The following is a 23,977-nucleotide window of genomic DNA, read 5'->3' as shown; positions in this document are numbered from 1 at the left end:
CCACTGTGCCCCGAGGCTCCCTCGCGGCGCAGATCATTTACGGCGGATCGTCTACGGCCGACACGCCCCCGCAAGGGTCATGACGACGGGGTCCCGCCTCGGAAGAAGGCGGGACCCCGTCGTCGTACGGCCAAAGGTGTCAGCGCGAGCGCTTGGCGAGCCGCTCCACGTCCAGGAGGATCACCGCGCGGGCCTCCAGGCGGAGCCAGCCGCGGCCCGCGAAGTCGGCGAGCGCCTTGTTGACGGTCTCGCGGGAGGCGCCGACCAGCTGGGCCAACTCCTCCTGCGTGAGGTCGTGCACGACGTGGATGCCCTCTTCGGACTGCACGCCGAAGCGGCGCGACAGGTCCAGAAGGGCGCGCGCGACACGGCCGGGCACGTCGGAGAAGACCAGGTCGGACATCTGGTCGTTGGTCTTGCGCAGGCGCCGTGCGACGGCGCGCAGCAGGGCTGCCGCCACCTCGGGCCGCGCGTTCAGCCACGGCTGGAGGTCGCCGTGGCCGAGGCCGAGCAGCTTGACCTCGGTGAGTGCCGTGGCGGTCGCCGTGCGCGGGCCCGGGTCGAACAGCGACAGCTCGCCGATCAGCTCACCGGGGCCGAGGACGGCCAGCATGTTCTCCCGCCCGTCGGGGGAGGTGCGGTGGAGCTTCACCTTGCCCTCGGTGACCACATAGAGGCGGTCGCCGGGGTCGCCCTCATGGAAGAGAGCGTCGCCTCGCGCGAGGGTCACCTCACTCATGGAGGCGCGGAGCTCCGCGGCCTGCTCGTCATCGAGCGCCGCGAAGAGCGGGGCGCGCCGCAGAACGTCGTCCACGAGTTCTCTCCTTGTCGACCTGCTCAGGGGATCTTGCTCCCCCTTGGTACCAGGGGACCGTGTTCCCCATCTTGCCGGACGTTCCAAACAGTGTGATCAGTCACAAGTCTGCCGCACTGGCGTCCCAACGAGTGCGGCAGGGGGCCAATTGGGGTCCGATCTTCAGGGTCCGGGGCGGATGTCGGTGCCGGGCTTTAGGCTGGCCGGGTGTCCAAATCGCCGGTGAGAGCACAGGCCAAGGGGGCTGGGCGGGTGACTGTACGTCCCGATTCCGCTGTGGGCGAACAGGCCCCCGACGGAACCAAAGGATCGACAAAAACGACAAAACCGACACCGGTGAAGGTGGTGTCGAAGGCGGCATCCAAGGCGGCATCGAAGGCAGCCGAAGGGGAGAGCGCGAAGAAGACCGCCCGTCAGACCGCCAAAAAGGCGACGCCCGCGCAAGCGGCCGCCAAGAAGGTGACGCCCACGAAGGCTGTCTCCAAGGGCACGGTCGCGAAGAAGGCGGTCGCGAAGAAGGCGGTCTCCAGGGAGGGCGTCCCGAAGAAGGCCGTCTCGGTGAAGGCGGCCTCCAAGAAGACGGCGCCCGCGAAAGCGGCCACCGAGAAGGCCGGGAAGGCCGGGAAAGCGGCACCCGTGCAGCCCGTCGCCCCCGAGCCGCCGCGGAACGAGTCGCACACCGCCCTCGTCCGCCGGGCCCGCCGTATCAACCGCGAGCTCGCCGAGGTGTACCCGTACGCCCATCCGGAGCTGGACTTCGAGAACCCCTTCCAGCTGGTCGTCGCCACGGTCCTGTCCGCCCAGACCACCGACCTGCGGGTGAACCAGACGACGCCGGCGCTCTTCGCCAGATATCCGACCCCCGAGGACCTCGCCGAGGCCAACCCGGAGGAGGTCGAGGAGATCCTGCGCCCGACCGGGTTCTTCCGGGCCAAGACCAAGTCCGTCATAGGGCTCTCCAAGGCCCTGCGGGACGACTTCGGGGGCGAGGTGCCCGGCCGGCTCGAAGACCTCGTCAAACTGCCCGGAGTGGGCCGCAAGACCGCCTTCGTCGTGCTCGGCAACGCCTTCGGGCGGCCCGGGATCACCGTGGACACCCATTTCCAGCGGCTCGTACGGCGCTGGCGGTGGACGGCGGAGACCGAGCCGGACAAGATCGAGGCGGCTGTCGGCGGGCTCTTCCCGAAGAGCGAGTGGACCATGCTGTCGCACCACGTGATCTTCCACGGCCGCCGGATCTGCCATGCCCGCAAGCCCGCCTGCGGCGCCTGCCCCATCGCCCCGCTCTGCCCGGCGTACGGGGAGGGCGAGACCGACCCCGAGAAGGCGAAGAAGCTCCTGAAGTACGAGAAGGGCGGCTTCCCGGGCCAGCGGCTCAACCCCCCGCAGGCCTATCTGGACGCGGGCGGCATCCCCGCACCCCCACTGGGCGCCGGATGACGGAACGAACACGGCCCCGGCGGGCGTTGGGAACAGCAGAACGGGGGCGGCGATGAAGAGCGCAGGCAACACACAGGACGCGAGCAACACGCAGGGCGGGCCGGCGGTGATCAGCAAGGAGGGCCTGCCCGACTGGCTGGGCCCGGTCGCGCACGCGGCGGAGACGGTGGAACCGCTCCAGCTGAGCCGTTTCCTGCCGCCGGCGAACGGCACGGGCCGTCAGTCCGCGGTGCTCATCCTCTTCGGCGAGGGCCGGCGCGGCCCCGAGCTGCTCCTCATGGAGCGGGCCGGCACCCTCCGATCGCACGCCGGGCAGCCGTCCTTCCCCGGCGGCGCGCTCGATCCCGAGGACGGCGACCCCAAGGCGGACGGGCCGCTGCGGGCCGCCCTGCGTGAGGCCGAGGAGGAGACCGGCCTCGACCCGGAGGGCGTCCAGCTCTTCGGCGTGCTGCCCAAGCTGTACATCCCGGTCAGCGGTTTCGTGGTCACCCCGGTCCTCGGGTGGTGGCGCCGCCCGACGCCCGTCGGCGTCGTCGACCCGGGCGAGACGGCCCGGGTCTTCACGGTCCCCGTGGTGGATCTCACGGATCCGGCCAACCGCGCGACCACCGTGCACCCCAGCGGTCACCGAGGTCCGGCATTTCTGGTCGAATCGGCCCTGGTCTGGGGCTTCACGGCCGGAGTGATCGACAAGATCCTGCATTTCGCGGGCTGGGAGCGCCCGTGGGACCGCGAGAAGCAGGTCCCGCTCGACTGGCGCGCGTGACAAGGTGACCTTCGTGAATGTGCTGGACATCCTGTTGCTGGTCGCCGCCGTGTGGTTCGCGATCGTGGGCTATCGCCAGGGCTTCGTCGTCGGCATCCTGTCGGTGATCGGCTTCCTGGGCGGTGGTCTCGTCGCCGTCTATCTGCTCCCGGTCATCTGGAGCTGGACGACCGACGACAGCAAGGTGAGTACGACCGCCGCCGTCGTCGCCGTGGTCGTCGTGATCGTCTGCGCCTCCGTCGGCCAGGCCCTCACCACGCACCTCGGCAACAAGCTGCGCCGGTACATCACTTGGTCCCCGGCCAGAGCCCTGGACGCGACCGGCGGCGCCCTCGTGAACGTCGTGGCGATGCTGCTCGTCGCCTGGCTGATCGGCTCGGCCCTCGCGGGTACGACCCTGCCGACGCTCGGCAAGGAGGTCCGCAACTCCAAGGTGCTGCTCGGTGTTTCGCGAGCGCTGCCCTCCCAGGCCAACACCTGGTTCGCCGACTTCTCCTCGGTCCTCGCGCAGAACGGCTTCCCGCAGGTGTTCAGCCCGTTCGCCAACGAGCCCATCACAGAGGTCCAGCCGCCCGACCCACAGCTCGCCGGCAGCCCCGTCGCCACCCGTTCCCAGAACTCCATCGTCAAGGTCATGGGGACCGCCCAGAGTTGCGGCAAGGTCCTCGAAGGCACCGGTTTCGTCTTCGGCGACCGCCGTGTGATGACCAACGCGCACGTGGTCGGCGGAGTCGACGAACCCACCGTCCAGATAGGCGGCGAGGGAAAGAAGTACGACGCCACGGTCGTTCTGTACGACTGGGAGCGCGACATCGCCGTCCTCGACGTACCGAACCTGAAGGCGCCCGCGCTGCGGTTCAGTACCAAGGACGCGAGCAGCGGCGACAGCGCGATCGTCGCGGGCTTCCCGCAGAACGGCTCGTACAACGTGCAGCCCGCGCGCGTGCGGGGCCGCATCACGGCCAACGGCCCGGACATCTACCACCGCAAGACGGTGCGCCGTGACGTCTACTCGCTGTACGCGACGGTCCGTCAGGGCAACTCCGGCGGCCCGCTGCTGACCCCCGACGGCAAGGTCTACGGCGTGGTCTTCGCGAAGTCGCTCGACGACGCCGAGACCGGGTACGCGCTCACCGCGGACGAGGTCCAGCCGGACATCGCCAAGGGGCGTACGGCCAACCAGCAGGTGGACAGCGACAACTGCGCGCTCTGACCGTAGGGCGGGGGCTCAGCCGCGTGGATGGCGCAGCCGCACGGATACCCAGCGGGCCCGGCGGCGCAGAATGTGCGGAATCCCCACGCGGGGATCCGTGCCCGTCAGCTGCGGGGTGCCCCTCTGATGGGAGCTCAGACCCGAGGCCGAGCGGCGATTGCGTGCTGCGTCACTGTAGTCGTGCGTCCAGCCCATACCCCGACGTCTGCCCCTGGCCCAAGGTCGATAACCTCGCCCCGGCCCTTCAATTGGCCTATGCGCGAGGCAATTGGCTGTTCGTAGGACAGGTGTTCACAGTCCGCATTCCGGGCGCGGCACCGGGTGCGTCCGGGCGGTCACACAAGGGTGACCACCGGAGTCCGGATCGGGTTCCGGACCGTCAGCGGTCGGGTTCCGGATCCTTCAGCCAGTTGATCAGTTCGGTGGAGAAGGCGACCGGATCCTCTTCGTGCGGGAAGTGGCCGAGCCCGTCGAACAGCCGCCAGCGGTACGGCGCTTCGACGTACTCCCCGGAGCCCGCAGCGCTCCGCGTCCGCATCACCGGATCGAGCGAACCGTGCAGATGCAGCGTGGGCACCCGCACCGGCCGCTTCATGCGCCGGTTGAACTGGATGCCGTCCGGGCGGGCCATGGACCGCACCATCCACCGGTACGGCTCGATGGAACAGTGCGCGGTCGACGGGATGCGCATGGCCCGGCGGTAGGTCTCCAGGGTGTCCTCGTCCGGCTGCCGGGGGCCCGACCAGTCGCGTACCAGACGGCCCACCAGGGCGCCGTCGTCGGCGAGGAGTTGGCGCTCGGGAATCCAGGGCCGCTGGAATCCCCAGATGTACGAGCCGGCCGCCGTCTGCTTGACGTCGGAGAGCATGGCGGAACGCCAGCGCCGCGGATGCGGCATGGACGACACCGCGAGCCGGCGGACGAGCTTGGGCCGCATGGCGGCCGCCGTCCACGCCAGATAGCCGCCGATGTCGTGCCCGACCAGCGCGGCGTCGGGCTCACCGAGGGACCGTACGACCCCGGTGATGTCGAGCGCGAGGTTGGCGGGGTCATAGCCGCGCGGGGTGCGGTCGCTGCCCCCGACGCCCCGCAGGTCCATGGCCACCGCCCGGAACCCGGCGTCGGCGAGCGCGACGAGCTGGTGCCGCCAGGTCCACCAGAACTGCGGGAAGCCGTGCAGCAGCAGGACGAGCGGCCCGTCGCCGAGCTCGGCGATGTGGAAGCGCGCGCCGTTGGCGGCCACGTCCCGGTGCGTCACTTTTCGTCCGCCGGGAAGGTCGATCCGTACGACCGAGGTGGGTTGCGCCGAAGGTGTGGCGGGGTCCGTCATGAGGATGAGCGTGCCACAGCCTTGACGACGTCCTCGACCGGTTCGGGCCGGGGGTGCGGCTTGGCGTTCGGCAGAACACCCGCCGTCTCCTTCACGGAGGCGGCCACCATCTGGGGGCCCTGGCTCTTCTTGACCTTCTTCGCGAAGACCACGCCGATCAGTGCGAGTACGGCCGCGACCAGCACGTTCGCTGCGAACGACAGCAGGAAACAGATCGCGAGATTCCAGTCGCTCCAGGTCCGGATGCCGTACGCGAGGGCGAAACTGAGCATCGGCAGGGAGAAGATCAGCACAGCGCCGGCCGCCCCGAACGCGCCGCCGCTGACCGCGCCGCGCTTGACGTCCTGCTTGAGCTGCGCCTTCGCCAGTGCGATTTCGTCGTGCACCAGTGCGGACATCTCGGTCGTCGCCGAGGCGACCAGCTCGCCGATACTGCGTTCGGCGCCGACCGGGCTGCCGTCGGGTGCGGTCATCGCTGTCTCCCTCTTCTGCATGCGTTTGTACGGTCCTGTCAGATCATGCCGGACCGTCGTTCCCCTCGCTTGCCCCACCCGCCACTTCGGCAAGCCTGCGGTGTTCCGCGGCCTTCCGTTCGTAGATCGCGGCCATGCGCAGGTGGTACTCCGGCTTGTCCTGCACGTAGATGTCGGGGATGCCGTCGTGGTCCTCGTCGCGTCCCTCGTCCTCGCACAGCGCGCGGTACCGGGCGTTGCGTATCTTCAGCAGCGCTGTGGCGAGTACGGCCGCGATGAACGAGCCGATCAGGACGGCGGCCTTGGTCTCGTCGGTGAGGCTCGTATTGCCCTCGAAGGCGAGTTCGCCGATGAGCAGCGAGACGGTGAAGCCGATACCGGCGAGGGTGGCGACGGCGGCCACGTCGGCCCATTCCAGGTCGTCGCTGAGCGAGGCCCTGGTGAACCGGGCCGTCAGCCACGTACCCCCGAAGATGCCGACCGCCTTGCCGACGACGAGTCCGAGCACCACGCCGAGTGTCTCGGGCCGGGTGAACACGTCGTGGACCGCTCCGCCCGAGATCGAGACGCCGGCGCTGAACAGGGCGAACAGCGGTACCGCGAGTCCCGCCGACACCGGGCGCACCAGATGTTCGATGTGCTCGCCGGGGGTGTGTTCCTCGCCTTCGAGCGGATGGCAGCGCAGCATCAGGCCCATCGCGACACCGGCGATGGTGGCGTGGACGCCGCTGTTGTACATCAGGCCCCAGATGACCAGCGCGAGCGGGACGTACACGTACCAGCCGCGTACGCCCTTGCGCAGCAGCAGCCAGAAGACGCCGAGGCCCACGACGGCCCCGGCGAGCGCGGCGAGGTTGATGGAGTCGGTGAAGAAGACCGCGATGATCAGGATCGCGAACAGGTCGTCGACGACGGCGAGGGTGAGCAGGAAGGCGCGCAGCGCGGACGGCAACGACGTCCCGATGACGGCGAGCACGGCGAGCGCGAAGGCGATGTCGGTGGCGGTGGGGACGGCCCAGCCCTGGAGCGAGCCACCGCCCACCACATTGGTCAGGACGTAGACGACCGCGGGAACGGCCATGCCGCAGACGGCGGCGACCACCGGCAGTACCGCGGCCTTCGGGTCGCGCAGGTCCCCGGCCACCAGCTCGCGCTTCAGCTCGATCCCGGCGACGAAGAAGAACACGGCGAGCAGGCCGTCGGCCGCCCAGTGCTCCACGGACAGGTCGAGCCCGAGGGCGGCCGGCCCGAAGTGGTAGTGCGAGACGGTCTCGTAGCTGTCCGGCAGGGTGTTCGCCCAGATCAGTGCCGCGACCGCGGCGATCAACAGCAGCACTCCGCCCACGGTCTCGGTGCGCAGCGCGTCCGCCACGAAGTTCCGCTCGGGCAGGGACAACCGGCCGAAGAACTTACGGGTGGTGGAGCTGGGGGGCGCGGGCACGGGGAGACCTCCGGTCGAGCAGGCAGGACTGAGTACTCGCCGACCAGACTTCCCGGCACACCATGAACGATCTTGTCGCGCCTCTGACGCTTTGCTTACTTTACTTAAGATGCGGCCGGGTCGGTGCGGGATCTTCACATTACGACCAAACCGGGCGCGGGGCGTGCGGAGTGGGTGCGGGGCGCCGGAGCGGCTGAGGGGTGCGGGAACGGCTGAGGGGTGCGGGAACGGTTGAGGGGTGCGGGGAGCACGGGGTGCTCCCCGCACCCCTCAGGGCCGGGCCGACGGGACGGGCCCGCCTCAGTCCTCGCTGGGCGCGGCCGGCAGCTTCGCCTGGATCAGGTCCATCACCGTGGAGTCGGTGAGCGTCGTGACGTCACCGAGCTCGCGGTTCTCGGCCACGTCGCGCAGTAGACGGCGCATGATCTTCCCGGACCGGGTCTTCGGCAGCTCGGCCACCGGCAGGACCCGCTTCGGCTTGGCGATCGGGCCGAGGGTGGTGCCCACGTGGTTGCGCAGGTCCGCCATCAGCCCGGGGTCCTCGGCGGAAGCCGTCCCGCGCAGGATGACGAAGGCGACGATCGCCTGCCCGGTCGTCTCGTCAGCCGCACCCACGACCGCCGCCTCGGCGACCGACGGGTGGGAGACGAGGGCCGACTCGACCTCGGTCGTCGAGATGTTGTGCCCGGACACGAGCATCACGTCGTCGACGCGCCCCAGAAGCCAGATGTCGCCGTCGTCGTCCTTCTTCGCCCCGTCCCCGGCGAAGTACTTCCCCTCGAAGCGCGACCAGTACGTGTCGAGGAAGCGCTGGTCGTCGCCCCAGATGGTGCGCAGCATGGATGGCCACGGCTCGGTCAGCACGAGGTAGCCGCCACCGCCGTCGGGCACCTCGTTCGCCTCGTCGTCGACCACCGTCGCCGCGATGCCGGGCAGCGCCCGCTGCGCCGAACCCGGCTTCGTCTCGGTGACCCCGGGCAGCGGCGAGATCATCATCGCGCCGGTCTCGGTCTGCCACCAGGTGTCGACGATCGGCGTACGGTCCCCGCCGATGTGCTTGCGGTACCAGATCCACGCCTCGGGGTTGATCGGCTCGCCGACCGACCCGAGCACCCGCAGGGACGACAGATCGAACTTCGCGGGGATGTCGTCGCCCCACTTCATGAACGTACGGATGGCCGTGGGCGCCGTGTACAGGATCGTCACCCCGTACTTCTGGACGATCTCCCAGAACCGGCCCTGGTGCGGCGTGTCCGGGGTGCCCTCGTACATCACCTGCGTCGCGCCGTTGGAAAGCGGTCCGTACGTGATGTACGAGTGCCCGGTGACCCAGCCGATGTCGGCCGTGCACCAGTAGACGTCGGTCTCCGGCTTGAGGTCGAAGACGGCGTTGTGGGTGTACGAGGCCTGCGTGAGGTAGCCGCCCGAGGTGTGCAGGATGCCCTTCGGCTTCCCGGTGGTCCCGGACGTGTAGAGGATGAAGAGCGGGTGCTCGGCGTCGAACGCTTCCGGCGTGTGCTCGGCCGACTGCCGTCCGACGATGTCGTGCCACCACACGTCGCGGCCCTCGGTCCAGGCGACGTCCTCGCCGGTACGGCGCACCACCAGCACCTTGTCGACCCCGTCGACCCGGCTCACCGCGTCGTCGACGGCGGGCTTGAGCGCGGACGGCTTCCCGCGCCGGTAGCCGCCGTCGGAGGTGATGACCAGCTTGGCGTCGGCGTCCTGGATGCGGGTGGCGATCGCGTCGGCGGAGAAGCCGCCGAAGACCACCGAGTGCGCGGCGCCGATACGGGCACAGGCCAGCATCGCGACGACGGCCTCGGGGATCATCGGCAGATAGACGGCGACCCGGTCGCCCTTGCCGATACCCAGCTCGGTGAGGGCGTTCGCGGCCCGCGACACCTCGTCCTTGAGCTCGGCGTAGGTGATGGCCCGGCTGTCGCCCGGCTCACCCTCGAAGTGGATGGCGACACGGTCGCCGTTCCCGGCCTCGACGTGCCGGTCCACACAGTTGTACGCGACGTTCAGTTTTCCGTCGGCGAACCACTTCGCGAACGGTGGATTGGACCAGTCCAGTGTCTCGGTCGGCTCGGTGGCCCAGGTCAGCCGGCGGGCCTGCTCGGCCCAGAAGCCGAGCCTGTCAGCCTTGGCCTGCTCATACGCCTCCGCGGTGACATTGGCGTTCGCCGCCAGGTCGGCGGGCGGCGCGAACCTGCGCTCTTCCTTCAGCAGGTTGGCCAGGCTTTCGTTGCTCACGACATCTCCCTTTCCCAGGGTGTCCGTTGTGTCCCAGGCCACAGCTCATCAGACCGGGGGGCTCGGTGACAAGGCCCGATCCAAAATTGGTTTAGACCTATCCTGTGTCGCTGGTCCCGCACTCGGTCCGCGCGGCCACGTCCTTACCCCGCGCTACGCCCCTGTCGCCACTCACGGGACCACACGAGCCCGCACGAGTCTGCCCTTGGACACGTACGTTCCCGCCGCCGAGTTCACATCGACTACGCCGACCGGGACGCCTGAGGAATCAGACCGAGACCACTTCCCCCATCGCGGGCGCCCCACCCCGCAACCCACCGAAGACTGCCCGGGGCACCCGGGGCACCCGGGGCACCCGGGGCACCCGGGACAGCCCGGTGACTGGCAGCCTGCGGTCCGACAGCATGCCGCCCGGCCGCCCGGTGGCGCAGTGATGCGGCGGCGGGTTGGCCTAGTGGCCCGTTGGCGTGGTGGTCCGGCGGCCCGGCGTGGCGACGGATGCTCACCTCGCGACGGGGGCCGGCGGCCACAACGGAGTTGTACGCGGTGTCCGGCCCCGCCGACCAGGGCCGCGCACCACCGCCCGATCACGCCGGATGCCGCAGCTCCTCCGCCGCGTCCACATGATCGAACGCGCCCACATGATCGAACAGTTCGGCCCCGTCCGCGTCGGCCAGCAGATATGCCTGGGCCTCCCCGACGTGGAAGTACATCCCGTGGAGTTCGAGCGCGCCCTCCCGCAGGGCCCGTGCCACGGACTCGTGTGCCCGCAGGTGCTCCAACTGCTGCACCACATTGGTCAGACAGAGCTGCTCCACCGTGTCGGCGGGCGCCCGTCCGGCGAGCCGCGCCCAGGGTCTGTCGCCGTCGGCCATCCGGTCCAGGCTCGGCTGCCCGTGCCGCAGCCACCGCTTGAGCGGTGTGAGCGCCCCTCCGGACTCCGACGCCAACAGGGCCTGCATGGCTCCGCACCCGGAGTGTCCGCACACCGTGATGGACCGCACCTTCAGCACGTCCACCGCGTACTCGATGGCCGCGGCCACCGAGTCGTCCCCGCTCTCCTTTCCGGGCAACGGCACGAGGTTGCCCACATTCCGTACGACGAAGAGGTCGCCCGGACCACTGGATGTGATCATCGAGGTGACGAGCCGGGAGTCGGCACAGGTCAGGAACAGCTGGGACGGCCGTTGCCCTTCCCGTGCGAGCCGGGCCAGTTCATCCCGCACCAGGGGTGCGGTGTTGCGCTGGAACGCGCTGATGCCGCGCGCCAGTTGGTTCCCGCTCGGTCTGGCCGCGCCGGGCTCTTCGTGCTGCCCGGCCGACCTCGCGCCCGAGGACGAGGACCCCGGTTCGGTGGAGGCGTCGCACTGGTGGTTCCGCCAGGGCGTCCAAGGCCGGCAGCGGCAGTGTCGGGCGTTCACGGGCTCGGCGATCCGTGTTCCGGTCCGCCCGCCGAGATCGACCGTGCCGCCCTGGGCGATGTGCGCACTCTGCCAGTCCTGTAGCGACTCGTACGCCGCGTGGTCCATGAACGAACCGTCCAACTCCACGACGGTCTCCGCCCCTCGGGGCACGAGATGCAGGGCGCGGCTGAGCCGTGGCACCGCCAGGAACGTCAACTGACCTCGTACATGTACGTAATGGACTCCTTCCCTCTCATCGTGGGTGATGCGGGTCCGCCCGAGACGGTGCAGGGTGACACCGACGGCCACGGAGACCCCCAGTGCCACGCCCTCGAGAACTCCGAGGAACACGACGCCGAGCGTGGTGACGGCGTACACCAGCACCTCGCGGTGGCGGGTGACCGTGCGGATGTGGTGCAGGGACACCATCTGGATGCCGACGGCCATCACCAGGGCGGCGAGCGATGCGAGGGGGATCAGCTCCAGGATCGGGACCATCAACAGCGCGGCAATTACTACGAAAACGCCGTGCAGCATCGTGGAGTTCCGGCTGACGGCACCCGCTTGCACATTCGCGGAACTGCGCACGGCGACCCCGGCCACGGGCAGTCCGCCGAGCGCGCCGGAGACGACATTGGCGGCGCCCTGCCCGAGGAGTTCCCGGTCGAGGCGGGAACGGCCCACGTGCGCCTGGAGTTCCGGCCGGCCGCTCACCAGCTTGTCCACCGCGACGGCGCCGAGCAGCGACTGCACGCTGCACACCAGTGTCACGGTGAGGACGGCGGCGGCGATGCCGAGCACCGGCCCCTCGGGCAGCCCGGCCAGCGCGTGACTGCTCCAGGACGGCAGGCCGACCCTGGGCAACGTCAGTCCGGCGAGCGAGGCGGTCACGGTGGCGCCGGCCACGGCGACCAGCGCGGCGGGGACCTTGCGCAGCACCCGCCCGGCCCGCCCGGGAATGCGCGGCCAGGCGAACAGCAGCGCCAGCGTCAGCACGCTCATCGACACCGCCGCGGGGTGCGTGCGTGCCACCTGGTCCGGCAGCGCGACGAGGTTGTCCAGCACGGAGCTCTGGGGGACGCCTCCGAGCACGATGTGCAGTTGGGCGACGGCGATGGTGACGCCGATCCCGGCGAGCATGCCGTGCACGATCGCGGGGCTGACGGCCAGAGCGGTGCGGGCCACGCGCAGGCAGCCGAGAACGAGTTGCACGATTCCGGCGAGCACACTGATGGCGCAGGTCGCGCGCCAGCCGTAGTGGTGGATGAGGTCGGCGGTGACGACCGTGAGCCCGGCCGCGGGTCCGCTCACCTGGAGCGGTGAGCCGCCCAGGCGTCCCGCGACGAGGCCGCCGGCGGCGGCGGCGACAAGGCCGGCCTGCAGTGGCGCGCCCGTGGCGAGGGCGATGCCGAGGGACAGGGGGAGGGCGATCAGGAAGACCGCGATCGAGGCCGACACGTCGGCGCCCGCGACACGGAAACGTCGGGGCGGGGTCGGCGGGGGGCTGTGGGGCTGGTGGACGTGCGCGGGCCGAGTCGGGTCGGCGGCGCGGGTGGGGACGCAGGCAGACATGGTTCCCGTCTCCTCCGGGGCAGCGCGGTCGCGGAACAGGTGATCCCCCGTCCGAAGCGGCGGGGGGCGGGTCGCGGCCGTGGGTCACGGCGTGCAGCGGCGGGACTTTCAACGCTCGGTAAACGGATCGTAATGCAGAGTAAAGGGTTGATGTCGAAAATGGGAGCAAATGGGGCACTAATTCACTCCTTGGCGTGAAGTGAGCTTTTGATCGGCTTGTCGTATTTATTCCTTCTCGGTCCCGTGAAACCTTGGCGACGCTTCCGGTGCACAGCTGCACATAACGGCGATGGCGCCCTGACCGCGTTGCCCGACCGAGGAAAAGGAGGGCGGAACATGGCCGCCACCCAGAGGATCGCCGCGGGTGTAGCACTCGCCGCGGCCTGCACCACGGCGCTCGCCGGTTGCGCGGGCGGCGTCTCCGCCTCCCCGGAGGGTGTGCACGGCGCGGAGAAGGCGGCGCCGGGGGCCCCGGCACCGAAGGCCGCGGTCCGTCTGATCGGCGACGGTTCCACCTCGTACACCGGGGCGCAGCCGCATCTCCCGCGGCCCGAACGGTTGAAGCCGGGTCAGAAGCCCCCGCAGTTCGTGGTCTTCTCCTGGGACGGTGCCGGCGAGGACAGCCAGAAGCTCTTCTCCCACTTCCGGAAGCTGTCCAAGGCCAACAGGGCGACGATGACCTACTTCCTGAGCGGCGTGTACATGCTGCCGGAGGACAAGCGTGATCTGTACCGGCCTCCGCAGCACTCGCCCGGGAGCTCGGAGATCGGCTTCAACGACCAGCAGGGCATCGAGGACACCGTGAAGCAGCTGCGCGGCGCGTGGCTGGAGGGCAACGAGATCGGCACGCACTTCAACGGCCACTTCTGCGGTACGGAGGGCGGGGTCGGCCAGTGGTCGGTCGCGGACTGGAAGAACGAGATCGCCCAGGCGAAGTCGTTCGTGAAGTCCTGGAAGACCAATACGGGCCTGAAGGACACGGCGTCGCTGCCCTTCGACTACGACAAGGAGCTCATCGGCGCCCGCACCCCTTGTCTGGAGGGTCGGCAGAATTTCATGAAGGCGGCCCGCGGGCTGGGCTTCCGCTACGACACCAGCGGCGTTGGCGACCAGATCTGGCCGAAGAGGAAAGAGGGGCTGTGGGACCTGTCGATGCAGCTCGTGCCCTTCCCCGGACACTCCTACGAGCAGCTCACCATGGACTACAACTTCATGGTCAGCCAGTCGGGCACCCGGACGCAGGGCGACCCCGCCAAGCAGAAGCTCTGGGGCGACCAGATGCGTGACGGCCTGCTCAAGGGCTTCGACCGCGCCTACGACGGCAACCGTGCGCCGCTGATCATCGGCAATCACTTCGAGTCCTGGAACGGCGGCAACTACATGCGTGCCGTCGACGAGGTTGTCGAGCGCGTCTGCACCAAGGCCGAGGTGCGCTGTGTCTCCTTCCGGCAGCTCGCCGACTGGCTCGACGCCCAGGACCCGGCCACCCTCGACAAGCTCCGTGGCCTTGAGGTCGGCGAGGCGCCGAAGCAGGGCTGGGCGTCCTTCCTGTCCGGCCGCCCCGCCCCGGCCCCGAGGGGCGTCCCCGGGGCTCCGGCGGTCAAGCCGTAGCGATACCCCGGGCCGCCCTGTCGCTCAGGCCGCGGTGGTGCCTCGGGCCGGCCGACCGCTCACGCGGTGGCCATCGGACTCTCGCCGAGCACGAAACCGGGATCGACCTGTTCGGTGAGGTCCGCACCGGTCTTGGCGTTGCCCCAGTTGACGGCGTTCTTCAGATGGAACTGCACCATCTGGCGCGTGTACCGCTCCCAGTCGCGCAGTTCGTACGTGGCGTCGGCGGCGGTCTGCAAGGCGTGCAGGGAGCACCGGTTGGCCTCCTCCAGGAACTCGAACCGGGGCGGGCGGCCCTTCTCCATGGCGCGCACCCAGTCCGAGTGCCCGACGGTGACCAGGAGGTCGTCCCCGACTTCCGCCCGAAGGAAGTCGAGGTCGTCCTGGCCCTGCACCTTGTTGCCGACGACCTTCAGGGCGACGCCGAAGTCGCGGGCGTACTCCTTGTACTGGCGATAGACGGAGACTCCCTTCCGGGTCGGCTCGGCGACGAGGAACGTGATGTCGAAGCGGGTGAACAAGCCGGACGCGAAGGAATCGGAGCCCGCCGTCATGTCGACGACGACGTACTCGCTCCGGCCGTCGACGAGATGGTTCAGGCAGAGCTCCACGGCACCGGTCTTGGAGTGGTAGCAAGCCACCCCCACATCGGCCTCGGTGAACGGGCCGGTGACCATCAAACGGATGGTGCCGCCGTCGAGTTCCACCGGCCGGGCGCACGCGTCGTACACGGGATTGGTCTCGCCGACCCGCAGCAGCCGGGAGCCCTCGCCGGGCGGAGTCGTCTTGATCATCGTCTCGGCGGACGCGATGCGCGGATTGGAGCCGCGCAGGTAGTCCTTGATGAGCGGCAGCCGCTCCCCCATGGCGGGGAGCGCGGCGGCCTCGGTCTCTTCGAGCCCGAGCGCGGCGCCCAGGTGCTGGTTGATGTCGGCGTCCACGGCGACGACAGGCGCGCCCGAGGCGGCGAGGTGGCGGATGAAGAGCGACGACAGGGTGGTCTTGCCGCTGCCGCCCTTCCCGACGAAAGCAATTTTCATGTTCACCAAAGGTAGTGGGACTGTCGCTCTCGGTGCTCGCGCCGCGTGAAGAAGACCACTCCTTCGTGGGGCGCGGGCCCTGGGTGCGTAATGTCGTACTCATGAGTACGACAGGTGCGGCCGCTGATCCGCTCGCGGCCCTGGGTTCGCTTCCCGGGGTGGCCGATTCCGTGGAGTCCGTCCGCAAGGCCGTTGACCGGGTGTACGGACACCGGATCATGCGGCGCCGCAGCAACGAGATCACGTCCGAGGCGGCGCTGCGCGGGGCCCGGGGTTCCGCGGCGCTGTCCGGTGCCGACTGGGCCCTCGAAGAGGTGCGTCGGCGTACCGACTTCAGCGCGGAGGACGAGGCGCGTACGGTCGGCGCCGCCCTGCGGCTGACCGCCGAGGCGGGCCAGCTCCTGTCCATCTGGCGGCAGTCACCCCTGCGTGTGCTGGCGCGGCTGCACCTGGTGGCGGCGGCCGATCGGGGCGACGCGGTGGGCCGGCCTCGGCAGAGTGGGGAGAAGGTGGACGAGCCCCTGGTGGAGGTGCCGCTGCCGGACGCGGACGAAGTCGCCGGTCGTCTCGAGGGCCTGTCCCAGCTGATCATCGCGGGCGGCTCGGCCCCTGCCCTGGTCACGGCGGCCGTCGTCCACGGTGAACTGATCGCCCTGCGCCCCTTCGCCTCCCACAACGGACTGGTCGCGCGCGCGGCGGAACGCATTGTCCTGATCGGCAGCGGTCTCGACCCGAAACCCATCTGCCCTGCGGAGGTCGGCCACGCGGAACTCGGTCGCGCCGCCTATCTCGCGGCACTGGACGGTTACGTCTCCGGCACCCCGGACGGCATGGCCGCCTGGATCGCGCACTGCGGCAGGGCTGTCGAGTTGGGTGCCAGGGAGTCCGCCGCGGTCTGCGAGGCGCTTCAGCGCGGCGCCGCGTAAGGGAAACCAGGCTCCCCCGGACAGGGTTGCGGCGGTACGAGGTCTCGTACCGCCGCTGGCATGTTCACCGGGTTACCAAGCGTCCTCGAGATATTGCCCATCAGGTCGGGAACTTCTGCCCGTCACCTGGTGCGGCTGGCCCGTAATCGACGGGTCGACGTCGCGTGGGTGCTCGATGTTCATGCTCGGTCCGTGGGGCCTGGTTGCGTTTGAAGGTGATCCTCTCGGATGTCCTTGGTCTCGCGGGCCGTTAAACCCTTTGTACTCCAGGTCCGGAGGAAGCGGAACCCCTGACCACACTTCTTTACTTTTAGGTTCAAAAGGGTGATAAATGGACTTCAATTTGCCGCCCGCGCACCCGTGACGGTTTACGCCACTGTCGCGCGACGCCGACTGGCGTACCAGACAAGCCCCGCAGTGGCCGCCGCGGCTCCTATGGCAGCCGCTGCGACGAGTGCCGGCCGGGGAGGCACGGACAGGCCGGGCAGCCGCTGCTTCAGCCGGACCGGACGGTGGAAGTCCAGAATCGGCCATGCGCGCGCGACCGCCTCGCGGCGCAGCGTCCGGTCCGGATTCACCGCGTGCGGATGCCCGACGGACTCCAGCATCGGCAGATCGGTCGCCGAGTCGCTGTAGGCGTAGCAGCGGGGCAGGTCGTACCCCTCCGACGCGGCCAGCTCCTTGATCGCCTCGGCCTTCGTCGGCCCGTAGGCGTAGTACTCCACCTCGCCGGTGAAGCAGCCGTCCTCGCCGACGACCAAGCGGGTCGCCACCACGCGGTCCGCGCCGAGCAATTCGCCGATCGGCTCGACGACCTCGGCACCGGAGGTGGACACGATCACGACATCGCGACCGGCCTTGTGGTGCTGCTCGATGAGCGACGCGGCCTCGTCGTAGATGATCGGGTCGATGAGGTCGTGCAGTGTCTCGGCGACGATTTCCTTGACCTGCTGGACGTTCCAGCCGCGGCACATCGAGGACAGGTACTTGCGCATCCGCTCCATCTGGTCGTGGTCGGCGCCGCCCGCCAGGAACACGAACTGGATGTATGCGGTGCGCAACGCCGCCCTACGGTTGATCAGTCCGCCTTGGTAGAACGACTTGCTGAAGGTGAGCGTGCTCGACTTCGCAATGACCGTCTTGTCCAGGTCGAAGAAGGCCGCTGTGCGAGGCAAGGAGTGGTTTTCCACGAGGTCGAGCATAGGGCCCACCATTCGGCGTAAGGTGAGGCGCGTGGGTTTGCCTGAGAGGGCTCTCGGGTACACCATGGAAGTCACGGATCGTTCGCGACCGTGCTAACCCGGTCCGACTCCTCCCCCCCCGAGTCGGCCGTGGGGACGACCCCCGCTCTCCCCCCCGGCGGGGGTCGTCGCATGTCCGGATGGGTTTTCCCTCCTTCTGCGCGGCCCCGGAACCCTCTCGTCATCGCTGATTCCGCACTGTTCGCGCGCCCATGATTCGTCACTGTGTGTAGCCATGGCGATGCTCTGCGGAAGCCGTTGAGCGTTCACCGGTAGGCGTGAAGGCGATATTCACAGCCGCTGAGTTGTCCACAGTTTTCGACCAAGATCCACATGATTTCCGGGATCGTCGCACCGTGATTCCCACGCGCTCCGTTCGCGGCCAGTTCATGGCCGCGTTCCGTTTGTCGGACGCGTTTGGCCGGTTCGTATCGGCCGTTCATATGGAGGCCGCTTGCCGGTTTCTTCACACGAGCGGGAATCGCGGGGTCCTGGAGGGCCCCGCGCAAGAAGCAGCGAAGGGGGCTGGAGATCGTGGCGGGAGCCATCACCCATGACCGGCCGCCCACCGCCGAGGGGCGGCAGGGCGGACCATTGATCGTCACCGAGGACGTCGACCTCCTCGACGACCTGCTGCGCCTGTGCGCGGCGGCGGGCGCGCGGCCCGAGGTCCATCACGGGATTCCGGAACGCAGGGGCAGCTGGGAGGCGGCACCTCTCGTCCTTGTCGGCGACGACGCCGTACGGCGTGTGAGGGGAGCCGCGCGGAGAAGGGGCGTGGTGCTGGTCGGCCGGGACCAGGACGATTCCGGAGTCTGGCGGCGGGCCGTCGAGATCGGCGCCGACCACGTCCTGGTGCTGCCGGACGGCGAGCAATGGCTCGTCGACCGCATCGCCGACGTGGCCGAAGGAGTCGGCCGCCCTGCTCTCACCGTCGGCGTGCTCGGCGGCCGCGGCGGGGCCGGGGCGTCCACGCTGGCCTGCGCGCTCGCCCTCACCTCGGCGCGTGAGGGGAAGCGCACCCTGCTCGTGGACGCGGACCCGCTCGGCGGCGGACTCGACGTACTCCTGGGCGGAGAGGCGGCCGAGGGACTGCGCTGGCCGGCGTTCGCCGCATCCCGCGGCAGGGTCGGCGGCAGCGCCCTGGAGGAGTCGCTACCCGAACTGCACGCGCTGCGGGTCCTGAGCTGGGACCGGAGCGACGCGGTCACCATTCCCCCGCTAGCGGTACGAGCGGTCCTGGCCGCCGCCAGACGGCGCGGTGGCGCGGTGGTCGTCGACCTGCCCCGCCGTATCGACGAGGGGGTCGCCGAGATCCTCGCCCAGCTCGACGTGGGGTTGCTGGTGGTCCCGGCCGACCTGCGCTCGGTCGCGGCGGCCGGACGGGTGGCGTGCGCGGTCGGCATGGTCCTGCGCGATCTGCGGCTGGTGGTCCGCGGACCCCACGCGCCGGGTCTCGACGACCGCGAGGTCGCCCGTCTGCTGGACCTGCCCTTGGTGGGCGAACTGCCTGCCGAACCCTTCCCGTTGGACGGCGGGCCGCCACCGGGGAGTGCGGCGAAGGGGCCGCTGGCCCGGTTCTGCTCGGCCTTCTGGGAGCGGGTTCCGGTCGAAGGAGGGGGCGTATGAGCTGGGACATGACCACCGACATGGACCGCGCCGCGGGATTCGACAACCGAACGGGACCGACGCCCCAGGACACCCGCGAGGGCCGCCCGCCCGCACGAAAGGACACATGGGACGGCGCCGGACGCCATTCGTCCGCACGGACGGGTGCGCGGGACGGACCCGGGCTGGACCCGTCCGGCCGTGCGGACGCGCGGGGCGGGCCCCGGCACTACCCCTCCGGGCGGACGGAAACGAGGGGCGGACCCGGCTTCCTGCCCGGGGGTACGGAGGCGTGGGACGGGACCGGCGGCGGTCCGGACGGACGCGCGGGGCTGCTGGACGGTGTACGGCAATGGCTGGCCGAGAGCGGATCCGAGCCGACTCCCGCGCGCGTGGCCCAGGCGCTGCGTGAACAGGGCCGGGTGCTCGGGGACGCCGAAGTCCTCGGCGCGGCCGAGAGGTTGCGCTCCGAGCTGGTCGGCAGCGGACCGCTGGAACCGCTGCTCGCCGACCCGTCGGTCACCGACGTGCTGGTGTCGGCGCCCGACCGGGTCTGGGTGGACCGCGGCGGTGGCCTGGAGCTGACCTCCGTGTCTTTTCCGGACGTGGCGGCCGTACGGCGTCTCGCGCAGCGCCTCGCGGCGGTGGCCGGCAGAAGGCTCGACGACGCCCGGCCCTGGGTGGACGCCAGACTGCCGGACGGAACCCGGCTGCACGCCGTGCTGCCACCGGTCGCCGTCGGCTCCACCTGCCTCTCTCTGCGCGTCGTACGGCCGCGCGCGTTCACCCTCGACGAACTGGTGGCGGCGGGGACGGTGCCGCCCGGCGGGGACCGGGTGCTCCGAGCGCTGCTGGACGCCCGGTTGTCCTTCCTCATCAGCGGAGGCACGGGTTCCGGCAAGACGACCTTGCTGAGCGCGTTGCTGGGGCTGGTCGGCCCCGGGGAGCGGATCGTGCTCGCCGAGGACTCGGCGGAGCTGCGGCCCGACCATCCGCACGTGGTGCGACTGGAGGGGCGGCCCGCCAACCAGGAGGGCGTCGGCCTCGTCTCGCTCCAGGATCTCGTCCGGCAGGCCCTGCGGATGAGACCGGACCGATTGGTGGTCGGCGAGGTGCGCGGGCCGGAGGTCGTCTCGCTGCTGGCCGCCCTCAACACAGGACATGAGGGCGGCTCGGGAACTCTCCATGCCAACGCGGCGGCGCAGGTCCCGGCCCGGCTGGAGGCGCTGGGCACCGCGGCCGGCCTCGACCGGGCCGCCCTGCACAGCCAACTGGCGGCGGCACTGTCCGTGGTCCTGCATCTCGTACGGGACCGGGCGGGGCGGCGCCGGATCGCGGAGGTGCATGTGCTGGAACGCGACCCGTCGGGGCTGGTGGTGACGGTGCCGGCGCTGCGGTGGGGCGAGGAGGCCTTCGCGTACGAGCGGGGGTGGGAGCGGCTGCGGGAGCTGCTCAGGGACGGGAGCCAGGGGCGTCACGGGCCGATCGGGCTCGGCGCAACGGGAGTTGCTCCGGGCAGGCGGAGTGCGATGAGTCCGTCAGACGGATCGGACGCCGGAACCGCGGCAGGGGCCGGACATCGGGACGCGAACGGAGAGCGGGATGGGGATCGGTGAGACGGCGGACGCGCCCGCGGCAGCGGCCGTGGCGTGTGCCGGGATCGCGGCCTGGCTGATCGGCCGGGGCGGCTCGGGGGTACGCAGAGCGAGGGTGCTGCTCGCGGGTGGTGGGGCGGCGACCGGGCCGCCCCTGTGGGAGCGGATCCTGGTCGACTGCCGACGGCTGCGTGGGCGGCTGCGGCCCGAAGCCTGGTCGCTGGTGGCGGGATCGGTGATCGCGGTGCTGGGCACCTCGGTGCTGCCGCTTCTCCTCGGTGCTGTCGGAATGCCTCTCCTGGGGCGGGTGCGACGGGCGGGAGAGGCTCGGCGCGAGCGGGAACGACGCGGCGACGCGGTGATCGCCCTGTGCGGCGCCCTCGCCGGTGAGGTGCGGGCCGGACGTCAGCCCGGCGAGGCGCTGCTCGGAGCGGCACGCGACTCGGACGGACTCGGTGACGCACAGCCGGTGGTGCTGGCCGCGGCGAGGTTCGGCGGGGATGTGCCGGGCGCGCTCACCGAGGCGGCACGGCAGCCGGGCGCCGATGGACTGGTGGGACTCGCCGCGTGCTGGCGCGTGGCCGTGGACCGGGGTGCGGGACTCGCGGCGGGCCTGGACCGGCTGGAGGCCGCGCTGCGAGCCGAGCGCGATCAAAGAGCGGACATGCGTGCCCAGTTGGCCGGGTCGCGGTCGACGGCCTCGATGCTCGCGGGCCTGCCGGTCCTCGGTCTTCTGCTCGGCACCGCGCTCGGCGCGGACCCGCTGCACGTGCTGTTGCACACCGGCCCGGGGCTGGGCTGTCTGCTCGTCGGCGGGGTGCTGGAGGGCGTGGGGCTGTGGTGGGCGCTGCGGATCGTACGAGGGGCGGAGGCGGCATGAGCGCGGAAGTTGTCCACAGGCTGGGGGTACTTGTGTGCGGAGTGCTCCTGGTCGGCTCGCCGGCCCGCTGGTTCGGGGCGGTGCGGCGCGCGAGGAGAGTGCGCGGGCGACTGGCCGAGTTGCTGCTCCTGGAGCCGGTGTCAGCGCCGCGGCGGTATGCGGTACGGAGCGACGAGGTGCGGAGCCACGGCCGACGGTGGCTGCCCTTGCTGGGCGTGGTGTGCGCCGGCTGGGTCCTGGTCGGCGGTCTCGCCGGGGTCCTGGCGGGGCTGGCGGCCGGGTTCGGGGTCTTGCGCTGGCGGCAGCGACGGAACCAGACGCCTCCGGAGGACTACGACGTGCCGCTGGCAGCCCGTCAACTACCGCTCGCAGCCGACTTGGTGGCGGCCTGCATCGCGGCGGGGGCGAGCCCTGTGGCCGCTGCCCAGGCCGTCGGCGAGGCGCTGGGCGGACCGGTGGGCGAGCGGCTGGCCCGGGGGGCGGCGGAGGTGCGGCTCGGGGGTGAACCGGGCGTCGCGTGGCGGAAGTTGGCGTCGATACCGGGCGCCCAGGGGTTGGCGCGACTGCTGCAGCGGTCGGGCGAGTCGGGCGTACCGGCGGCTGTGCCGGTCGGTCGGCTCGCGGCGGAGGCCCGCGCCGAGTGGGGGCGCACCGCGACGGCACGGGCACGCCGGGCGGCCGTCATGGTCACCGCCCCCGTGGGGCTGTGTTTTCTGCCCGCCTTCCTCGCGATCGGCGTGCTGCCCGTGGTGATCGGGCTGGCCGGCGGGTTGCTGCGGGGAGGTGGTGGGTGACAGACGGCGGCAACGACGAGCTGTGAACGACAAGTACGACGAAATGGCCGACAGGGCTGAACTTCACGGAGGTCGAAATGCGCAGGACGCTACGAGGTCTCGGACGAGGACGAGGGCAATGGGAGGGGCGGAGGCAGCGGCGTGTGCGGACGCGGGCCTGGATGCTCGCGTCGGTCGCGGCGCGGAGGGACGCGGGAATGGTCACGTCCGAGTACGCGGTGGGTGTCATCGCCGCGGTGGCGTTCGCGGCCGCGCTCTACAAGGTGGTGACGAGCGGGCAGGTCGGTGAGGAACTGCAGGGCATCGTGGGACGGGCGCTCAATGTCCAGATGTGAACGGGGCCCGAGGGCAGCCTTGTTGAAGGCCGGTCCGGTCCGGCGTCGGGACGGCGGATTCGTCACCGCTGAGGCCGCCGTAGTGCTGCCCTCGCTGGTCCTCGTCGGTATGGCGCTGGTCTGGGCCCTGCTCGCCGCGTCCGCGCAGATCCAGTGCGTGGACGCGGCGAGGGCGGGCGCCCGGTCGGCGGCGCGCCAGGACTCGCCGGAAACGGTCCTGGCGACGACCCGCCTGGCGGCCCCGCCCGGCGCGAGGGTCACCGTGAGCCGCGAGGCCGACCTGGTCAGGGTGACGGTCGGAGCGAGGACGCCGGGTCCCGCCGCCCTTTCCCTTGAACTGACCGACGAGGCGGTGGCGCTGGCGGAGGAGACGGTGGGGGAGACGGCGGTGGGGGTGGATGGAACATGAGCAGGAATTGGAGCCGCCGACGGAGCCGGCGACGGGAGTGGTCGTTCGTTGTGAGTCGCCGACGGGCACGGTGGCGCGTGCCCGCCGACAGAGGATCGGCCACCGTCTGGACGGTGGGCGCGATCGCTGTGCTGTGTGCCGTCTTCGGCGCGGTGCTGGCGATGGGACAGGCGGTCGTGGTGCGGCACCGCGCGGCAGGGGCGGCGGACTTGGCGGCCCTCGCCGCGGCGGATCACTGGAGCGACGGCGGCGCGGCGGCCTGTGCCCGCGCGGACCGCGTGGCCCGAGCGCAGAGCGCGCGGCTCGTGCGGTGCGCGGTCGAGGGCCAGATCTCGGACGTGACGGCGGCGTCCGGATCCGGACCGCTCATCGCGGAGGTCAGATCGAGGGCGGGACCTCCGGGCTCTCAGGGGCAGGCAGGGCTCACTGGTCCTCCAGGTCCTGCAGGACCTCTAGGCCCTACGGGTCCTACAGGTCCCACGGGGTCTACGTTGCCAGCAGGACCCCCAGATCCTGAGCCTGCAGGTACTACGGGTCCTACAAGGCAGGCGGGCCCTACGGGGCAGGCGGGCCCTACGGGGCAGGCGGGTCCTATAGGGCGGTGGGGCGTACAGGGCAGACGGGTCGTACAGGGCCCGTGGGGCCGCCCACGGGCCCTCCGAGGCCCGCAGTCCGGTAGGTCCGACAGGTGCGGCAGGTCCATAGGCCCGCAGGCGCTACGGGCCTCCAGGGCCTGCGGGATCGACAGGCCCTGAGGCTCCTCAGCTCTCGCCCGTCGGCCTTTTGCCGCCGGCTCTCACCCGACGCGGACGGCCAGGACGTTCGCC

The 23,977-nt window shown here is 70.7% G+C and carries 21 protein-coding genes; 12 read left to right on the top strand and 9 right to left on the bottom strand.

Translation table 11 applies throughout. From position 1 onward, the window contains the following. Positions 1-139: 139 nt before the first annotated feature. Positions 140-814, bottom strand: coding sequence for a Crp/Fnr family transcriptional regulator (locus ACIQRL_RS07625; protein WP_006382668.1), 675 nt, complete (start codon positions 812-814; stop codon positions 140-142). A gap of 342 nt (positions 815-1,156) precedes the next feature. Here ACIQRL_RS07625 and nth point away from each other — a divergent pair, with 342 nt between their 5' ends. The 3 genes from nth to ACIQRL_RS07610 are packed head-to-tail and all read left to right on the top strand — an operon-like array spanning position 1,157 to position 4,233. Continuing rightward, entirely contained in the window at positions 1,157-2,254 is a 1,098-nt protein-coding gene (gene nth, locus ACIQRL_RS07620; RefSeq protein ID WP_401329527.1) for an endonuclease III, read from the top strand. Positions 2,255-2,306: 52 nt separating this feature from the next. Beyond that, positions 2,307-3,020, top strand: a complete 714-nt coding sequence (locus ACIQRL_RS07615) for an NUDIX hydrolase (RefSeq protein WP_401328452.1) — start codon at positions 2,307-2,309, stop codon at positions 3,018-3,020. 13 nt (positions 3,021-3,033) lie between these two features. Then, positions 3,034-4,233: a MarP family serine protease gene (locus tag ACIQRL_RS07610; protein WP_401328449.1), complete on the top strand. Its 1,200-nt coding sequence runs from the start codon at positions 3,034-3,036 to the stop codon at positions 4,231-4,233. A 15-nt stretch (positions 4,234-4,248) separates the two neighbouring features. On the opposite strand, the gene ACIQRL_RS07605 is transcribed toward ACIQRL_RS07610, so the two are convergent. From ACIQRL_RS07605 to ACIQRL_RS07580, 6 genes are all read right to left on the bottom strand, one after another. Continuing rightward, complete coding sequence (locus tag ACIQRL_RS07605; RefSeq protein ID WP_401328446.1) at positions 4,249-4,428, bottom strand: hypothetical protein; 180 nt, start codon at positions 4,426-4,428, stop codon at positions 4,249-4,251. Positions 4,429-4,612: 184 nt separating this feature from the next. Then, positions 4,613-5,563: an alpha/beta fold hydrolase gene (locus ACIQRL_RS07600; RefSeq protein ID WP_401328443.1), complete on the bottom strand. Its 951-nt coding sequence runs from the start codon at positions 5,561-5,563 to the stop codon at positions 4,613-4,615. Beyond that, a complete protein-coding gene (locus ACIQRL_RS07595) occupies positions 5,560-6,036 on the bottom strand; it encodes a phage holin family protein (protein WP_401328442.1) in 477 nt (158 codons plus the stop codon). The genes ACIQRL_RS07600 and ACIQRL_RS07595 overlap by 4 nt, the downstream gene beginning before the upstream one ends. Positions 6,037-6,079: 43 nt before the next feature. Next, entirely contained in the window at positions 6,080-7,477 is a 1,398-nt protein-coding gene (gene nhaA / locus ACIQRL_RS07590; RefSeq protein ID WP_401328439.1) for a Na+/H+ antiporter NhaA, read from the bottom strand. Positions 7,478-7,777: 300 nt separating this feature from the next. Beyond that, positions 7,778-9,778: an acetate--CoA ligase gene (gene acs / locus ACIQRL_RS07585; protein WP_401328437.1), complete on the bottom strand. Its 2,001-nt coding sequence runs from the start codon at positions 9,776-9,778 to the stop codon at positions 7,778-7,780. A gap of 545 nt (positions 9,779-10,323) precedes the next feature. Continuing rightward, the gene (locus ACIQRL_RS07580) at positions 10,324-12,711 is read right to left on the bottom strand and encodes a SulP family inorganic anion transporter (RefSeq protein ID WP_401328434.1); all 2,388 of its coding nucleotides are present in this window, start codon (positions 12,709-12,711) and stop codon (positions 10,324-10,326) included. Between the two features lie 336 nt (positions 12,712-13,047). Between ACIQRL_RS07580 and ACIQRL_RS07575 the strand changes: the two genes are divergently transcribed. Continuing rightward, positions 13,048-14,322, top strand: coding sequence for a hypothetical protein (locus ACIQRL_RS07575; RefSeq protein ID WP_401328432.1), 1,275 nt, complete (start codon positions 13,048-13,050; stop codon positions 14,320-14,322). 59 nt (positions 14,323-14,381) lie between these two features. On the opposite strand, the gene ACIQRL_RS07570 is transcribed toward ACIQRL_RS07575, so the two are convergent. Then, positions 14,382-15,362, bottom strand: coding sequence for an ATP-binding protein (locus ACIQRL_RS07570; protein WP_401328430.1), 981 nt, complete (start codon positions 15,360-15,362; stop codon positions 14,382-14,384). Positions 15,363-15,463: 101 nt separating this feature from the next. Between ACIQRL_RS07570 and ACIQRL_RS07565 the strand changes: the two genes are divergently transcribed. Beyond that, positions 15,464-16,288, top strand: a complete 825-nt coding sequence (locus ACIQRL_RS07565) for an oxidoreductase (protein ID WP_401328428.1) — start codon at positions 15,464-15,466, stop codon at positions 16,286-16,288. Positions 16,289-16,656: 368 nt separating this feature from the next. On the opposite strand, the gene ACIQRL_RS07560 is transcribed toward ACIQRL_RS07565, so the two are convergent. Continuing rightward, positions 16,657-17,490 (bottom strand): HAD family hydrolase, encoded by an 834-nt coding sequence (locus ACIQRL_RS07560; protein ID WP_401328425.1) that lies wholly within the window; start codon positions 17,488-17,490, stop codon positions 16,657-16,659. A 573-nt stretch (positions 17,491-18,063) separates the two neighbouring features. Here ACIQRL_RS07560 and ssd point away from each other — a divergent pair. The 7 genes from ssd (at position 18,064) to ACIQRL_RS07525 (ending at position 23,905) form a co-directional block, all read left to right on the top strand. Continuing rightward, a complete protein-coding gene (gene ssd, locus ACIQRL_RS07555; protein ID WP_401328423.1) occupies positions 18,064-19,158 on the top strand; it encodes a septum site-determining protein Ssd in 1,095 nt (364 codons plus the stop codon). A 251-nt stretch (positions 19,159-19,409) separates the two neighbouring features. Further along, complete coding sequence (locus tag ACIQRL_RS07550; RefSeq protein WP_401329524.1) at positions 19,410-20,753, top strand: TadA family conjugal transfer-associated ATPase; 1,344 nt, start codon at positions 19,410-19,412, stop codon at positions 20,751-20,753. After that, positions 20,740-21,612 carry a type II secretion system F family protein gene (locus ACIQRL_RS07545; RefSeq protein WP_401328421.1) on the top strand — a complete coding sequence of 291 codons (873 nt, stop codon included), beginning with the start codon at positions 20,740-20,742 and terminating at the stop codon, positions 21,610-21,612. Before ACIQRL_RS07550 ends, ACIQRL_RS07545 begins: the two co-directional genes overlap by 14 nt. Further along, entirely contained in the window at positions 21,609-22,406 is a 798-nt protein-coding gene (locus ACIQRL_RS07540) for a type II secretion system F family protein (protein WP_401328418.1), read from the top strand. Before ACIQRL_RS07545 ends, ACIQRL_RS07540 begins: the two co-directional genes overlap by 4 nt. 161 nt (positions 22,407-22,567) lie before the next feature. Next, a complete protein-coding gene (locus ACIQRL_RS07535; protein ID WP_401329522.1) occupies positions 22,568-22,741 on the top strand; it encodes a DUF4244 domain-containing protein in 174 nt (57 codons plus the stop codon). A 22-nt stretch (positions 22,742-22,763) separates the two neighbouring features. Then, entirely contained in the window at positions 22,764-23,150 is a 387-nt protein-coding gene (locus ACIQRL_RS07530; RefSeq protein ID WP_401328415.1) for a TadE family type IV pilus minor pilin, read from the top strand. Continuing rightward, complete coding sequence (locus ACIQRL_RS07525; protein WP_401328413.1) at positions 23,147-23,905, top strand: Rv3654c family TadE-like protein; 759 nt, start codon at positions 23,147-23,149, stop codon at positions 23,903-23,905. Before ACIQRL_RS07530 ends, ACIQRL_RS07525 begins: the two co-directional genes overlap by 4 nt. Positions 23,906-23,977 lie beyond the last annotated feature (72 nt).

This window comes from Streptomyces sp. NPDC091209 (genome assembly GCF_044757755.1).
Taxonomy (GTDB): Bacteria; Actinomycetota; Actinomycetes; order Streptomycetales; family Streptomycetaceae; genus Streptomyces.
Note: the sequence above shows the minus strand (reverse complement) of the source record. Positions and strands in the feature narration are given on the sequence as shown.